General features: G+C 43.0%; 11 protein-coding genes and 1 pseudogene. 3 read left to right on the top strand and 9 right to left on the bottom strand.

The genetic code is table 11. The annotated features are described in order from the left end of the window. Positions 1 to 94 precede the first annotated feature (94 nt). Positions 95 to 373 (bottom strand): annotated as a pseudogene (locus tag OC193_RS06610) (alpha/beta fold hydrolase); the annotation flags it as partial. Between the two features lie 305 nt (positions 374 to 678). Here OC193_RS06610 and OC193_RS06605 point away from each other — a divergent pair. Beyond that, positions 679 to 3621 carry an NACHT domain-containing protein gene (locus OC193_RS06605; protein WP_048664825.1) on the top strand — a complete coding sequence of 981 codons (2943 nt, stop codon included), beginning with the start codon at positions 679 to 681 and terminating at the stop codon, positions 3619 to 3621. 126 nt (positions 3622 to 3747) lie between these two features. Here the strand turns inward: OC193_RS06605 and pheT are convergent, their stop codons facing one another. The 7 genes from pheT to OC193_RS06570 all read right to left on the bottom strand — a co-directional run bounded on the left by pheT (position 3748) and on the right by OC193_RS06570 (position 14213). Further along, a complete protein-coding gene (gene pheT / locus OC193_RS06600) occupies positions 3748 to 6135 on the bottom strand; it encodes a phenylalanine--tRNA ligase subunit beta (protein WP_048664824.1) in 2388 nt (795 codons plus the stop codon). Positions 6136 to 6153: 18 nt separating this feature from the next. After that, positions 6154 to 7137, bottom strand: coding sequence for a phenylalanine--tRNA ligase subunit alpha (pheS, locus tag OC193_RS06595; protein WP_004734764.1), 984 nt, complete (start codon positions 7135 to 7137; stop codon positions 6154 to 6156). Between the two features lie 218 nt (positions 7138 to 7355). Next, complete coding sequence (locus OC193_RS06590) at positions 7356 to 8465, bottom strand: GGDEF domain-containing protein (protein ID WP_048658759.1); 1110 nt, start codon at positions 8463 to 8465, stop codon at positions 7356 to 7358. 203 nt (positions 8466 to 8668) lie between these two features. Beyond that, positions 8669 to 9901, bottom strand: coding sequence for a hypothetical protein (locus tag OC193_RS06585; RefSeq protein ID WP_048664823.1), 1233 nt, complete (start codon positions 9899 to 9901; stop codon positions 8669 to 8671). A 9-nt stretch (positions 9902 to 9910) separates the two neighbouring features. Next, positions 9911 to 10732: an outer membrane lipoprotein-sorting protein gene (locus OC193_RS06580; RefSeq protein ID WP_048664822.1), complete on the bottom strand. Its 822-nt coding sequence runs from the start codon at positions 10730 to 10732 to the stop codon at positions 9911 to 9913. Between the two features lie 44 nt (positions 10733 to 10776). After that, positions 10777 to 13257: an efflux RND transporter permease subunit gene (locus OC193_RS06575; protein ID WP_230682709.1), complete on the bottom strand. Its 2481-nt coding sequence runs from the start codon at positions 13255 to 13257 to the stop codon at positions 10777 to 10779. Positions 13258 to 13427: 170 nt separating this feature from the next. Then, a complete protein-coding gene (locus OC193_RS06570) occupies positions 13428 to 14213 on the bottom strand; it encodes a TetR/AcrR family transcriptional regulator (RefSeq protein WP_048664820.1) in 786 nt (261 codons plus the stop codon). Between the two features lie 529 nt (positions 14214 to 14742). Between OC193_RS06570 and OC193_RS06565 the strand changes: the two genes are divergently transcribed. Both OC193_RS06565 and OC193_RS06560 read left to right on the top strand, forming a co-directional pair. Next, on the top strand, positions 14743 to 15528 hold the full coding sequence (locus tag OC193_RS06565; RefSeq protein WP_048666379.1) for a hypothetical protein: 786 nt from the start codon (positions 14743 to 14745) through the stop codon (positions 15526 to 15528). Beyond that, positions 15449 to 16231, top strand: a complete 783-nt coding sequence (locus OC193_RS06560) for a hypothetical protein (RefSeq protein WP_048664818.1) — start codon at positions 15449 to 15451, stop codon at positions 16229 to 16231. Before OC193_RS06565 ends, OC193_RS06560 begins: the two co-directional genes overlap by 80 nt. Before the next feature lie 164 nt (positions 16232 to 16395). Here OC193_RS06560 and OC193_RS06555 read toward each other — a convergent pair whose 3' ends face one another. Further along, the gene (locus OC193_RS06555; RefSeq protein ID WP_048658439.1) at positions 16396 to 16890 is read right to left on the bottom strand and encodes an outer membrane beta-barrel protein; all 495 of its coding nucleotides are present in this window, start codon (positions 16888 to 16890) and stop codon (positions 16396 to 16398) included. Positions 16891 to 16973 lie beyond the last annotated feature (83 nt).

The raw sequence follows: 16973 nt of genomic DNA, 5'->3' as shown, positions 1-16973 counted from the left end.
TATACGGAATAAAAATTCATACGCTAAATTAATATGCTACCGTGACATTAATATTTCACTTTAATAAAGAAGATGTTGCACTCGTTCTGTGATGGTTTAACAACGAGTTACCGTGCCCTGCTAAGTCCATGGTTATCATTTGATACTGCTTTGAAAACTCACTCACTTGGTTTTGCCAAAGCCTGCTGTCTAAGCTCCAACCGTGAATAAAGATCAGCGCCGTCTCCCCGCTCCCACTTTTGCCATACGCAATTTGCTCACCATCGTGAGATATCGCAATACCGTACTTAACTGTTGAGTCATGAGCCATGGCATTCATGCTACCAAGTGCCATGAATACCAAGAATGTGATGTTTAGAATTAAACGTTTCATAGTGTCTCTCTACTTACTTTGGAGGGAACGCAGAAAGCGCCCCTCTCAATCAATATAGCCACTATAAAGTGTGAAGCATTAAACAGGTCAAGACCATGGATCTAAAAGTTTAGTTTTTAGATTATGAGAGCAAAGCCATCCGATTTTGATGTTATCGCAAAGGGGGTGTATATATGCAGCTGGTTCAACATAACAAATTTTAAAATTATCTAATGAGCTAGCGCACACAAACCTGATTTCATAGTTATGTTCAATCTGATGAATAATTATAGTGAATGCTAAACAAAATCAATCAGTGACAGATTATGAGAGCATTAATCAGCAGCTTATGCGAACAAGACGAACAAGTTTACTTAGAGTTTAAGTCGGAGTGGTACTGGTCAGGTCGATCAGTTGACGAGCGGAAATGGGGAGAGTTCCTCAAAGACTTTTCTGCGTTAGTCAACTGTACATCAGATCATGTAGATGATCATAAATATCTAATTATAGGTGTGGATGAGACAAAGGAAAACCTAGATAGGTTTAAAAACATTAGCATAAAAAATATTGGATTTGAAACCGTTGATGATCTAAAGGATAAAATAGATGAGAAACTAAAAACGTATTTTTGTTTTGAAGATGAAAAGCAGGTTAAAGATTGCTATCAACTCACGGAAGAAAAGTTTAACGGTAAAAATATATTATACTTTAATATAAAACCTACAAGAAGTTTATTGGTTTTATATAAAGATCTCAAAGACAAGAACAGAACAGAAAAACTAGGTAATGTTTTCGTTAGAGCGCTGAAAGATAACGGTGAACCAGAAGTAAAAAATGCATGCCCTACAACTATTAGATTATTGAACGAAAAATTTACTGAACGTACTCCAAGAGTAAAGAAAGAGAGTAACATTGGTAGGAGTGTCCAAAAGACGGTACGACTTTTCTTGAATAAAAATTCTGTTTTTAAAGAAGTCGGATATAAATCCGAAAAAAAATGGAAAGAACGAATATTATTTGAGGTTTACAACTTAGAATCAGACTTTCTAGGTAAGTTTGACATTATATATCTATTTAAGAACGCCAATCAAATCAAGACAAGAGAACACCTTATTTCTAACGAGATAATAAGTCAAAGTTCTAAGAAATATATTCTCGTCGATGATGGTATAAACATTGATTTCGAAGGTGTAAAATCTAAATTCTCAGCGGAGCAAGTATATACTCTGGGAGGCTTTGCTAGAGAACATTTATATAGTGACTTACTAGGCGAAGACTCTTATCACGATGGGCAATTTAAAAAACAACGTCAAATAAAGAACTTTATTGAACCCAGCACAGTTGGTTGTAATGACAAAAACGCGATCCTGCTACTAAACGAATGGTTCTCAACCAGTTCTAATCCGTTAATGGTCGTAAAAGGCTATGGTGGTGTAGGAAAAACCACACTGGTAAAATACTTCCTTGATAAAGTACATTTATTCAACAGAGGCATTTCCGATGGGTATCGTGTAGTATTTATAGATTCAAAAAGAATCATTGATGAAATATCTACAGAGGGTATGATCGATAATTTATTTTATTTCTACAATGCTCATGCAAAAGTAAATGACTTTGAAAACAAATTCAACCAAGAATTATTAGAACTATCTATAGATAATGGCAACATATTAATTGTCGTTGATGGGATAGACGAAGTAATAGCAAAATTAAACAACAGGTTCGACGTTAATTCATTTATAGAGAGTATTTTTGAAAGTTATTTAATAGGCAATGAAAAAACCAAGATAATATTAACATGCAGGGATTATTTTTGGGATTTAAACACTGATGATAATTATAATATCAGCAAACTTGAGTTAAGCCCTTTTACTAGAGAGTTAACAGAAAGTTTTTTTACCAAAGAATACAGTCGAGAATCATCAGAATTTAGAAAGTGTATGGAATATGCAGACGAATTTAAATTCGATACTGGTAATTCAGATAAAAACAGATATGTTTACATTCCATACACATTAGATTTAATATCAGATATGATAAAACAAAAAAGAGAATTTGGGGTAGTAAACCGCGATGACATAGAAACTCAATTATTAAAGAAAGAACTCACCGACGATTATTTCATAGGACGAATATGTAATCGAGAGATCCAAAAATTAAAGAATGTTGATGTTGACTCTCAGATTCAGTTTTTCATGAAATTATCAATTTTCCACAATGGACTAATTCATGAGTCAAATGTAGCAAATCTTTTATCTCACATTGAACTTAGAAATAAAAACGACATTGGAGAGTTATTCAAAGGTCACACTCTAGTAAATTTTGATAATTCTTCAAAATTGCTCTCATTCAAATATGATTTCTTTAAAGAATTCTTTTTAAATCTTTACATATGTAGCTTCTTAAATAGAAAAGACTCTGCTAAGAATAGTGACGAACTAATTAGTGCCATATCTGAGTTTGTTAAATACAATACTGCATTTACTAATAGGATATCCAAAAGAGTTAATTTTGATGAAGATTTAGAAATATTTATTATAGATCTTATAGAAATCAGCATAAAAGAACTGAAAGAAAATGAAAAAATACTACATAGAAGAGTTATATCAAGCCTCATTTGCATATTACTATCCTGTCATCAAAATACATACGGAAAGTTAGGCATTGAAGATTGTACAAATATAATAAAAGATGTATTTGGTGAAAACTTCGAGTATTTCTCTATAATAAACTTATTTGGTAAGGATAGTGATAAACTTATTTTCGACTTTAGAAATAGAGAGATAAAAAATGTATGGATGGAGAACTACCCATTTTTCTGGGAGTGTAAAATAGATGAAAGAACAACATTTAAATCCAGTAAATTCAAACACTTAGAGCCTAGGAATAACGTAACGATCCCTAAAATTCATGACAATATGTTTATTAACTCTGACACATCAGGAATACATGACTTAATTGTAAGCAGCAATAACCAACAAGATCAAAAAAACAAAAGTCTCGTAGATGATGTCAAGAAAATATTCAAACTTTTTGATACTGGAGGTACTCTAAAAGAACAAAAAACTGAGCGAATAGAAAAACATGCTAACTCTATTGTTTTGAAAGAATTGAAGAAAAATAAAGTAATTACTCCTTATGTGAACCCAAAAAAACCACGAATTAAACAATATAAAGTTCATGATGATTATGTGGATATCATTAGTGTACTAGACCAAAACGGGTCAAGTTACGAACTAGAACGAGTAATGAAGCTAATCAGCTCCTAGGCTCGTGCCATTTTTCACCCCTTAACTTTATAACGTCTTCATTCTTATATCTTATTGAGTGGGCGTTCTTCTTACAAAAAAGGCCTCGCAATGCGAGGCCTTTAGTTTTCTATCTATCAGAAGAGATTAGTCGCGAAGTGCTGCGCCGAATTTCTCTGAGATTGAAGCTACGATAGCATCTACTGAACCAGCGATGTCTGCATCTTCTAGTGTGCGCTCTACAGACTGTAGGCTAAGTGCGATAGCTAGGCTCTTCTTACCTTCTTCAACGCCTTGACCAACGTATACGTCGAACAGTTTAGCGCCTGTTAGGAATTCGCCACCAGCAGCGATACACGCTTCTACGATGTCGCCAGAAGCTACTGCTTCGTCAACAACAACGGCGATATCACGACGGTTTGCAGGGAACTTAGATACGGCTACTGCTTCTGGAAGCACACGAGTGTTGATAGCTGCCCATTCGATTTCGAATACGATAGTGCGGCCGTTAAGACCAAACTTACGCTCTAGTTCTGGGTGAACAGTACCAATGATACCCACTTCTTTGCCGTCTACTACGATAGCCGCAGTTTGACCTGGGTGAAGTGCTGGGTGCTTAGCTGCTTTGAAGCTGTATGCAATTTCGTTTGCAGAAAGCTCAAGAACGGCTTCTAGGTCACCTTTAAGATCGAAGAAATCTACAGTGTTAGTTGCAATGTCCCAGTGCTCTTCGCCACGAGTACCAGAGATAACGCCCGCAAGCATCATTTCTTGGCGCATGCCGTTTTCAGCAGTTGCTTCAGGGATGAAACGTAGGCCTGATTCGAATAGACGAACGCGAGACTGTTGACGCTTCTGGTTGTGAACAACTGTGTTTAGTAGACCTTGGATTAGGCCAAGACGCATAGCTGACATGTCCGCAGAGATTGGGAATGGCAGGATTAGCGGCTCAACACCAGGTACAACAAGTTTTTGCTGTTCTGGTTCTACGAAGCTGTATGTGATTGCTTCGTGGTAGCCACGGTCTACAAGAAGGTCACGAACGCGCTTAAGCGGTTGGTTAGCTTCTTTGTGGTCATTCATTTTAAGTGCCGCTTTAGGCGCTTGGTTTGGAATGTTATCGTAACCGTAGATACGACCTACTTCTTCAATTAGGTCTTGCTCGATTGCGATATCGAAACGCCAAGATGGAGACGTCGCCGTCCAACCTGCGTCTGTAGTCTCAACTTCACAACCTAGGCGAGTAAGAATTTCCACTACATCTGTAGATGGGATTTCGTGACCTAGTAGGCTGTCTAGCTTAGCGCGACGTAGAGCAACTACGTTTGCTTTAGGAAGATCAGCTTCAGATTCGCTGCCGTTTACTGGCGCAACTTCACCACCGCAGATTTCAACTAGAAGCTGTGTTGCACGCTCCATTGCTGCTGCTTGAAGTGTTGAATCAACACCACGCTCGAAACGTAGTGAAGAATCAGTGTGAAGGCCGTAAGCACGTGCGCGACCACGGATGTGATCCGGTGCGAAGAATGCAGCTTCAAGAAGTACGTCTGTTGTTTCAGTAGTCACACCTGAATCTTGACCGCCAAAGATACCCGCGATTGCTAGTGCTTTGTTGTGGTCAGCGATAACAAGAGTGTTGCTGTTTAGTTTAGCTTCGTTACCATCTAGAAGTGTTAGCTTTTCGCCCTGCTCTGCTAGACGAACCACGATACCGCCTTCGATCTTAGCTAGATCAAATGCGTGCATTGGTTGGCCTTGCTCTAGCATCACGTAGTTTGTGATGTCTACAACTGGGTCGATTGAACGGATACCACAACGACGCAGTTTTTCTTGCATCCAGATTGGTGATTCCGCTTTCACGTTTACGTTCTTAACCACTCGGCCAAGGTAACGTGGACAAGCATCAGTTGCTTTGATTTCAACAGATACTGTGTCTTCAATGCTTGTTGCAACAGCTTCAACTGTTGGCTCTGTAACGTCTGCGCGGTTTAGTACGCCAACTTCACGAGCAAGGCCACGGATGCTGAAGCAGTCTGCGCGGTTTGCTGTTAGGTCTACGTCGATAGTTACGTCGTTAAGCTCAAGAAGCTCACGTACGTCCATACCTAGCGTTGTACCTTCAGGCAGCTCAAGGATGCCGTCTGACTCTACGTCGATACCTAGCTCAGAGAAAGAACAAAGCATGCCGTGCGATGGAACGCCACGTAGTTTTGCTTTCTTGATTTTGAAGTCACCAGGAAGTACTGCGCCAACTGTTGCTACTGCTACAGTTAGGCCAAGACGACAGTTAGATGCACCACATACGATGTCTAAAAGTTCTTCTTCGCCGATATCAATTTTTGTAACTTGTAGTTTGTCTGCGTCTGGGTGCTGACCGCACTCAACCACTTTACCTACTTTAACGCCGGTGAATTCACCAGCAACAGGTTCTACATCGTCAACTTCCAAACCAGCCATAGTGATTTGGTGAGCTAGCTCTTCGCTGTTAATTGCAGGTTTAACCCACTCGCGTAGCCAAGATTCACTGAATTTCATAGTTTTGACTGCCCCGGATTACTTGAATTGTTTAAGGAAACGAAGGTCGTTCTCGAAGAACGCACGAAGGTCATTTACGCCGTAACGAAGCATCGTTAGACGCTCTACACCCATACCGAATGCAAAACCAGAGTATTTCTCAGGGTCGATGCCAACAGAGCGAAGTACGTTAGGGTGAACCATGCCACAACCTAGAACTTCTAGCCATTTGCCATCTTTACGTTTCACGTCAACTTCAGCTGAAGGCTCTGTGAACGGGAAGAATGAAGGACGGAAACGCACTTCAACTTCTTCTTCAAAGAAGTTACAAAGGAAATCGTTAAGAATGCCTTTAAGTTGTGCAAAGTTTACGTTCTCATCAACTAACATACCTTCCACTTGGTGGAACATTGGCGTGTGAGTTTGATCGTAGTCGTTACGGTAAACACGACCCGGAGCAATGAAGCGGAATGGCGGTTTGCCGTTTTCCATCGTACGGATTTGAACACCAGAAGTGTGCGTACGTAGCATTAGATCAGGGTTGAAGAAGAAAGTATCGTGATCAGTACGAGCTGGGTGATCGTCTGCGATGTTTAGTGCATCAAAGTTGTGGAATGCATCTTCGATCTCAGGGCCAGACTCAGTGCTAAAGCCAAGCTCACCAAAGAACTGTTCGATACGCTCAACTGTGCGAGTAACTGGGTGAAGACCACCGTTCTCAATGCGACGACCTGGTAGGCTCACATCGATAGTTTCTTCAGCTAGTTTCGCTTCAAGCTCTGCACGCTGTAGTGCGTCTTTGCGAGCTGCGATCGCTTGTTGAACAGCACCTTTCGCTTTGTTGATCTCTTGACCAGCAGTGCGACGCTCTTCAGGTGGAAGTTTACCTAGGCTTTGTAGTTGAAGAGTTAGTTCACCCTTCTTACCTAAATACTGAACTCGCACTTCATCAAGTGCGACTAACGAATCTGCTGTATCAATAGCAGTCGTTGCATTAGCAATGATCTCTTCTAGATGTTGCATCATTTCCTCATCTACCAGTTGGTAGTGTCCGTATCGGATGATTAGTTTTTTTAGATAGCTACACATAGTAATCAAACACGCATCCAATGCCAAATTGAATCGCTAAAAGAACAAGTTATTGACTAAAAACACGGCAAATTTAACAGGATATTAATGAGGAGTAGGAAGAAGTGGAACAATTACAGGTTCCACTCCTTAATTTGGAAATGACCTGAACGCTAAATCTGAATCGAACAAACGCTGTTCTTCCCCGCGTTTTTCGCTAAATAGACGGACTCATCGGCGGCTTTAATCAAATCGTTCATTGAGCCGAATTCTTCGGTTATTTCAGCGACACCAACACTAATGCTGCCAATCCAAACTTGATTACTGGTTTCAACCTCTAATTCAGACACTTTCTGTCGAGCGGTTTCCGCTATGTACATCCCACCTTTAAGGTCGGTGTCTGGGCAGATAACCAAAAACTCATCGCCACCTAACCGGCAAACAATATCATCATTACGGAACGTGTTTTTCAGTTCACGCGAGAGGGTTTTTAGCACCAAGTCGCCTGCATCATGACCGCTAGTGTCATTAATGCGCTTGAAGTGGTCGGCATCAATCATAATGCACACTAAAGGCATGCCAAGTTCTTTAGAGTCTTGCCAATGCAGCGCTAACTGTTTAAAAGCACTACGACGGTTATGCAAATTAGTGAGAGAGTCGGTTAATGACAGCTCTTCAAGTCTCTTGTTCGCTCTTTTTAATTCAGCCGTGCGTTCCTCAACTTTATCTTCGAGTAACTGGTTGAAGCGTAACAACTGCTTATTGCGTTCAGAGACTTGTTCAAATAAGCCTTTAAGAGCCGCCAACAAAGGCACAGTCGAAGGGTCTTGCTGCTTTTCCTCCGCTTCAAAGGCTTGCAGAGGTGTCGCGCCCTCTTCTATGGCGGTCATTTGTCGCGCCATGTTTTGGTCGATGCCGAGGATGTGATAAGCAAGCCAGTGGATTAAGAAATCAAGTAACTGCCGTGCGGACACCTGATCTTCTTCCAAGATGAAAGCTTGCATGCTGTAGATATCTTGCATGAATACACGATGCACTTTGATGTGCTCTTCAATGTGTAACTCATACACACCGCAATCCCTCATCAAAGATTCTTCCTCTTTAAAGTGAAATTCGGCATAGCGTGTGAGATCGAGTAAAGCGACGTTAATGTCGTCAATAGAGATAGCATTCTCTGACAACAGGTTTCCGTAGTGGTTGATAAAACCAACAAGATATTGATGCTGTTCATCTACAACACCAATGCCTGTTTCAAAGTTTTTATCCCAATTAAATGAATTCATAAATCCCTTAAGGCCGATACCACCAGCACGATTTACATGCATATTCGGAGGTTATAGATATTCGAAAAAATATAACCATCTTACCTGTGGGTCTATTAGATTGTTTGATCCATTTTATAAAAAGAAGATATTGAACACTCTAAATATAACTCATCTTAAATTTGAGACGCCCCTTATAACAAGAGCGCCTCACGAAGCTAACACTAGAAATAATATTCCAACGCCATCTCAACAAAGTCATCCTTGCGCGCGAAGAACAGCAAGTCTTCTGGGGTTTCGTTCTCAAACAACCAAGCATTCAACCGCCACTTAAGGTTGTTGTTGATGCGGCTCGAGGCTTCTAACTTCGCACTGTAGACATCACTGTTATCTAAGTCTTGAGTGATGCCTGTAAGCACCTCAGTCCCATCTTCATCGTTCAAGGCGAAACGAGCTCCAAGGAACACATCGTTTTGACCGATGGTTTGGGCGTTATTGCCTCGGCTGTCATACAGGTATTCAGCAATGAAGCCGATATCCCAATACGATTCAAGCGCGCCAACCCAGGTGTATTCAAAGCCTGTTGCTACGCCTGTATGGTTATCGTAACTGTCGCGATAAATGCTTTCCAGCTTCCATAACCAGTCTCCGATAATGCCTTGCACATCAAGTCCAAAGTGCTGCATTTGTGCGTAATACGGCTTGAGCTCATTACTTTCAACACGGTAATAAGGGTCACGGTTCGTACCTCCTAAATAGCTTAAGCCGACATCCCAATCGCCGTACATTTGGCTATAGCGCAGCGCCACATCAACGTGCTTTTCTTCTCGTGAGGATTCGTAAAGCGCATCATCCGATACTGGCACCGTTGGTCTTAAGCGTCCATCTTCGCCCGCAAAGGTACGCTCACGAAAATACGGCAGTAACATGGCGTCTATGGTGCCCCAATCTTTGATCGAGGTGAAGTGCACCATTGGCTGACCTAACTTAGATTCACCATCGACCGATTCAATAGCATCGGTTTGGTTTACCACATCCACCAAGTGCGCCGATTCGGTCACACCCCAGAACACTTTGCCAACACCCGCTCGCAGTTCGTAATCATCCCAATAGGTTAGATACAGAGCTTCACGAACGTCGCCATGGGTTCGCTCATCGTCTTCGCTGTCTAACCGATAAAACGGCGTGAAGGTAAAGCTGCCATTGCCCTCTTGTTGCTCCCAGTAGAACTCTGGCTGTAACACCAGTGAACTTTGCCCTTTGTCTTGCCCCTGTAAGCCTTCACTAAAGAACTGCCTGTGTTCAAGGTTAAACTGCCCTGCGAGCTCCGGGGTGATCTGTTCTACGAATTCAGAGCTAAAGCCTGCCGCCACACATGGCAACGACACCTGCATAAGCCCGACGGTCGCTGCCAAAGTTAAGGATAACTGGGTTCCTGTTGCCACAATCCTTTTCATATTCCTGCCTTATTTTGCACGTTTTAGTGTGTTCTTTTGGAAATCCTTGTCTTTAAGACCGGTCTGGAAGGCTAAATCTGTCGTAGTTAATACCGTACTTTTGCCTGTTTGGTGGTTTTGCATCGACATGGTGTGTGCGCGCCAGTATTGGTTTAGGTATTGTTTGTAGTCTTGGAACGATAGAGTTTTCAGCAATGCGCCTTTACGGTCGTAAAACTCCACTTGAACGGGGCGGTAGTATTGTTGGTCTAGCCATACTTTTTGCATGGTGTAGCCAGAGTTTTTGTCGGTCGGTACTTGCTCTAAAACAAAGGTATCGACACCTTCGATTTTGGCGTCTTCAATGTAGTTAAAGGTGTACTTTTCTAGCTCAAACGAGCTCAAGTCTTCGTAAGCAAATTCACTGCCCATAAACGGGCCCGATTTGTTGCGTGAAGAGATACGCTTCACACGTTTCAATGCAGGCAGATACAGCCACTGGTCATCGGATTTGGTGATGTGTGAATGGTTTAGGAAAGCCGTACCTTTTACATCACGTGGCTCATCAAAAATGGTTAAGCCTTTGTCGCCATCGTCATCGACTTCCAAAGATTTCAATCGCATTAGGCGTGTGCTGCTTTCACCTTGTTTATTACGAAGTAGCATTTCCATGGTCGCGACAGAATCGCCCCACCCCATATCAACGGCTTTGCGTTGCTCAGCAATTTCTAAACCTTTCGCCGGGTCTGCTAACGCTGGGAAAGCGGCGAATGTGCCAATTGTTAACGTACCGACGCTCAATGAGCTGACAGCAAATAGTGTAGTAACGAATGATTGTTTAACGCTTTTCATAAATATCTCCTTGAATCAGCCCACCGCAGCAGGCTGACAATTCCCTATTTGGTCGATGTAGTCAGTTCGGCAGTCGAGTTAGGCTGCGTTGTTCTAGATAACTCGGCATTAGATGGTTGCGATTCGTGCTGAGGTTTATCTGCATAGTGCGTCTGTTTGTCGAAGATCATCAGTAAGCTCGGTAGCAAGATGAAGTCGACCACCAGCGCAATGAAAATCACAATCGCGCTGAGTAAGCCCATGTCGGAGTTGAGTCTGAAGCTCGACATTGCCAGTACAGAGAAACCAGCCACAAGCACCACCGTGGTGATCCACAACGCACGGCCAACAGTGTGGAAGGCGTAACGAACGGCTTCTTCTGCTGATTTCCCTTCCATTCTGGCGCGTTGGTATTTACTTAAGAAGTGCACTGCATCATCGACCACGATACCCAATGTGAGCGTGACCACGACTGACAAACCAAGGTTGATTTCACCAGAGATAAGCGCCCATAAACCAAAGCCAATGATCGCAGGCGCAATGTTTGGCACTAGGCTGATCATGCCTAAGCGAACTGAGCGCAACGCAAAGATCATCAAGCCAGAGATAAGCACTAAGGTAATAGGCAGAGTCGAGAGCATGCTCGCCATGTTGGTTTCGCCAATGTGGGCAAACATCAGTGATGGGCTCGACGCGACTACTTCATACTGAGGCGCATTTGCCGCAAACCATGAGTAAATGCGCTCTTCGAGTTCCACTAGCTCAACGCTGCCGAGGTTATCGACGGTAAGTACCATTTTGATCGATGACTTATCGACGTTGATCTGGTTGTTCAAGTCCAAGCCATAAGGCAGAGACATCTCATAAAGCAGTAAGTATTGCGCGGCAAGTTCACGGTTAAGCGGCAGCTTGTAGTAGCTTTCGTCGTCGCCATGCATGTTCTTGTTCAAACGCATATACACATCAGAAAGCGTTGCCACGTGGTCAGTTTCTGGTTGAACACGTAGCCAATCAGTAAAGTCGCCAATTGCTTGCAAGAACACAGGATCGGCAATCGCTTGAGACTCATTGGTTTTCACAGCGATGCTAAGGGTCGTCATGCCGCTTACGGTCTCTTCCATAAAGTCGGCCGCTTGTCTGAATTCACTTGAAGTATCGAAATACTTCACCGATTCATCGTTCACTTTGTTGAGTGGAATTAACGCGGCGGCACCCACAATCACTAGCGTAGAAATAGGCAGCAGTGCTTTACGATTAGTTACGACAAAATCGCCCAGCTTATCCATGAAGGTGACTTTGTTTGCCGCCTCAGGGTTAGCAGGTAGTCGTTTCACAGGCAGCAGTTTTAGCAGTGCAGGCAGCATAGTCACAGAGAGGAAGCACGCGATAAGTACGCCTAGTGCCGATAAGTTACCGAAATCACGCAGCACTGGTGAATCCGACATGTTCATCATCAAGAAACCAATCGCAGTAGTGACTGAGGTGATCAGAATTGGCATAGCATTGAGCTTAATGCTGTATTGAATGGCTTGTGCTTTCTCCATCCCGCGTTGCATCGCTTGTCTCATGGTCACGATTACGTGAACACAATCAGCAACCGCCAAAGTTAACACTAAGGTAGGAACATTGACGGTTGCGGTACTCAAGAACATCCCTGCCCAACCAGATAAACCCATGGTGGCAACAATCGAAGAGATAATCACAATAAGCGTCGCCACCACACTAAAGAACGAGCGCAGCATAAAGGTCAGGAACACTAGTACCACTAGCAGCATTAACGGCACGAGCGTTGAGCTGTCTTGTTGAGCCGAAGTCATAAATGCGTTGTTCATGGCGATGATGCCCGCTTTATGGAATTCCACATTCGGATGCTGAGCTTGGTACTTGCCGATCATGGCATTAATCGCCGCAATCACCTCTTGTACTTCTGCTGTTTTATCTATTTCTGGCAGTTGTACGGTCACGTTAACAATCGTCACATCGCCAGAAGCCGACACCAAGGCATTCTTGAGCAACGGCTCGTTGAGGGCGATCTGTTTTACTTTGGCTATGCGCTCTGGTGTGTGTTCGTACTCTTCATACAGCAAGTCTTCTACCAAGAGGTCATCTTCAATGGCTTCGGTGTGCTGATAATTGGCAAGAGAATCCACACGGCTTGAATACGGGATCTGCCACGCGTCAACCGTGAGGTTTTGAATTAGGGTGAGGGTTTCAGGAGTGAAGACATTGCCATCTTCAGGGGCGACAACAATCGCAAGGTTGTCGGTTTTTGCAAAGGTGGTTTGGATTTCATCGAACGCCATCAACTGTTTGTTGGTGCCTTCGAAGAAGATGTTGTAGTCCCCTCTAAAGTAGAGGTTCTTAGCCCCTAATGCAGAGAGAATGATGATTGAAAACACCACCAGCAGAACGATAAACGAACGTTTGGTAGGTATTGAGTGCCAACTGTTATTTAGATCTGCGTTTACGCTATCGGCATTAGGGTTATCTCGATTTTGCTGATCGAAAGCGGGCTTCTGGCTGTCATGTTTCATCACAGTCTCCATTTGTGACGATTCGTCATATTTGTGTCATAAAAAGCCAGCCGAAGCTGACAAAAGACACAATTCTTAGTCAAACACTCAAGAAAACAGCAACCACAGTCGGTTAATCTCAAGTTGTGACGAATCGTCAAAAATGGTTATTAATAAACCCACATGTGTGGGCTTAATGGAAGCTATCGACCTACAGATTCTAAGTAAGCGATCTCTTCACTGAACAGTTCTTGTTCTACACGACGCCAAGTTTTACGGTAATCCCAGTCGGTAGAAAGGGGCTGCCAATTGAGGCCGTCTAGTAGCATGTTCGCGTTGTGTAATACTGAATACGGGTCTTGTAACCGCTTAATACAGTGACTGTTTGATGCGTTCTGTGACAAGGCATTTGAACCAAATGCGATTGACCAGTTAGCAAACACGATGGCATCAGAACCCACACCAGAAGAGAACTTAAGATCACCGGCTTCTACGGCTTGATTAACCATAGTGTCGGCTTGTTCAATCACCAGCTCTTCCAGTTCATTCATCTCGGCTACGCGTGCACTAGACGCTTTCTCTAGTACCCACGGGCTTTTTGCCATGATCGCACAGGTTGATAATACCGGTTCCATGCGCGCATAGATTCGGTAAGCAACGTGCAGTGCGACTATCTTTTCGCGTGTGTTGCCTTCAAACTCTCCAGAACGAGCAAACATCAATGCCTCGGTCTTTAAAGAGTGAATACACAAGGCTAAAACCACGTCTTCTTTGCTGCAAAAGTGATTGTATATCGTACCTTTAGAATAAGAACTTGCTGCCGTTAGCCTGTCCATCGTGAGGTTCCCGAACCCTTGTTCTCGAACCAGATCTTTTGCTAACAACATCAACTCTACTTCTCGGTCTGCAATAGACTGCTGCTTTTTAGACAACACGCCTTTGCAACCAAAGATACCTTGTTTATCGCCTTTACAACCAAAGCCAAACATAATTTCTCAGTCCGTATATGAGCTTAGCCATTACCTAAGCTTCGCCAGTATTTAAAACGCTCCTATCCAATATATTAACACGAATAGTAAATTCATGTAGTTAACCATTTTGTGACGCTTCGTCATTTCTGACTTATCGTCATAATAGCGCAAATATTGATCATATCAAGGTGTTTTATAAATTAAATTCAGGATTTGAATGGATAGGTGGATTGGGAGTCGATAAGACAATCATCAATAGTCGACCTTAAGAGAAGACCCGTATTTTGACCTACAGATTGCGAAAGTGAATTGGTCATTCTTAACCTAACAAAGAATGTCGTCACTTTAAGCTGCTATGCGCATTCATGCCCAATGATTCCTAGCGCTAACCACAAGAATGAATGACTGTAGGCTTACTTTTTAGGGCAGATGTCTCCTTATGGTCAATATTTGGCTTACTAATGCCGTTTTCTGTTAAGTTGCTATAAATTCGGTAAGGGGTGACTTACAATAGTGACAACGACTTACCTTTTTTGAGAACACGATATTGAGCGCCAAATATTCTTATTTAGCTTGGCAAGTGAATACTTCTAGCCCAGCAGAAAAGCTAGTTTTATTGATGCTTGCAGACGGTGCTGACGAATTCGGCTACACCAATGTGTGCCTACAGACAGCAGGTCAACTTTGTGCTCTCTCTACGTTTGGTTTAGCCGACTGTCTTAAGTGTTTAGTCGACCAAGGTTTTCTCGATAAGGTGAAAGTAGATTATCGAGATCAAAAAGAGATTCACGTTTTCAAAATGCTCATTGAGCAAGAGCAAGCTGCAGCGCACGTTGAGGCTCAACCGGCCAATAGTATTCCGGTCTACTCTACAGCACCTGCACCTGCACCTGCACCTGCACCTGCACCTAAGTTTCAGCCTGCTCCGGCGCCAATGCAACACATGCAACATGCCCCTCGCCCACAAGGCAGAGGCTCAATGAACAGCAACACCGTTTCAACGCATGATTTGGATGAAGAGATCATTCCAACATGGGCGGAACGTGCGTTTAAATTCTCCGGCCTTGCTGGTGACCATAGTTTAGTATGGAAAAAATTTGTCCTCTGGTATAAAGCCAAAGCCAATGAACTAATGCCAATATCACGCATCGAATCCAAGTTGCAGTACTGGTTAGTTAACGAGAAGCAAAATGAAAGACAACAACAGCAGAAGACCTCTCAATATTCAGGAAATGCAGGACAAGCTCAAGGAAATGGGTATCGACAAAAGCTTAGCCCATCTGAACGCTTCAGGCAGCAGCTCATTCAAAAAGGCAAAAAGCCAACCTTCTGAGCAAGCTCAACCTGTTGTTCCGGAAGTGCTGCCTAAAGATCCCGCAGTACCTGACGTTATTGAAGCACAGAGTACGGAAGTAGCGACACCTAATGCTGCTAGCACTGGTGCGTCTCAACAAGTGCCAGTTGTTGATCAGGATGCCGCAGAATTAGAACTAACCGATTGGTGTATCCATGTGTTCGGCTCTTTCTTGAGCGTATACGAAACGCAGTGGGAATATCAGTACGGTAGCGAGCCAAGTGGCAAGTTCATTGAGTTTGCTAACTCTGTTGATTCAGACGGCCTAAACCGAGTGCTAATGCACTGTCATGAGCGCATTCAGCTTGGCAACAGTTGGCCGCCGCAAATGGGTGAGCTATGGATCCTGAAAGATTCTTTGACGGAAGAAGAGTTGTTGGATAGCCGTATCCGTGTGTTGTCGCGCACAGCGGTGAACAAGATTGAGAAATGGCTGATTCAAAACAAGCTGTATGACTTGAAGCGCACTGCGGAAAACAAGCTTGATGGCCTGTTTAAGAAGTACTACTTGGAAGCAAAACGTTTAGATGAGAAAGGCATGCTAGAAACGGAGTTACCGCAATTCCTTCTTGCCGCTAACTCAGTGAAGAACCTAAACGACTTGAAACGCGAAGAGTATGAAAGCCAACACGGTAAAGCGATTAACCCAAGAATCCAGAAGATTCTAAACAGCAAAAAATAGCGCTGCTCGCTTAACTCATACCGCTTAAGTAATACCGCTTAAGTCAGCCACATTACTATTGAACAGATACAAAAATGCCAGCTATCAAGCTGGCATTTTTTATGAATTCTAACGAACTCTTTAACGACTATCCGACCGTTATTTACGATCGTCTTACTGATTGATTACAGTAGGTGGATAGTTGCGTTTAGCGTGAATACGCCTGAGTCGTCATCTTTCATTTTGAAGTTTTGGTAGCTAGCGCCGACAGATAGTGGACCAAAGATGAAGTATTCTGCGCCTACACCGTACATTACATCTTCACCTGATTGCTTGAAGCCATCAGATTTAAGATCGTAGGAATGGATACCAGCCTTCGCGTAAACGTGAAGAGGGCCGAAGTCGATGCTTGGTTTGATCGCTAGGTAAGCTGTGCTTGCATCTAGGTTTGTAAGGTCACGGTTGCCGTACTTAACGCTGTCGAAAGAACCTAGATCCCAGTAACCCGCTTCAATACCGATTAGTGGCAGGATGCCTGTACCTACGTGGATACCCATCGCTGTTTCTTCTTCGTTGCCTAATGAGTTTTGACCACCCATAACACCGCCGTACAACCAAGAATCAGCCATAGCTGTTGAAGATGCACCTAGCAGTGCTAGTGCCAATAACGTTTTTTTCATATTCGACCTTTTCGTCCTAGTGGCAGGCCTTGCGTGGTAATAAATTGCCACCAAGTCGCCCTTTTTGTAGTAACTATTTAATT

This window comes from Vibrio crassostreae, from assembly GCF_024347415.1.
Classification (GTDB): Bacteria; Pseudomonadota; Gammaproteobacteria; order Enterobacterales; family Vibrionaceae; genus Vibrio; species Vibrio crassostreae.
The sequence above is the reverse complement of the archived record's forward strand: the minus strand, read 5'-3'. Positions and strand labels throughout refer to the sequence as shown.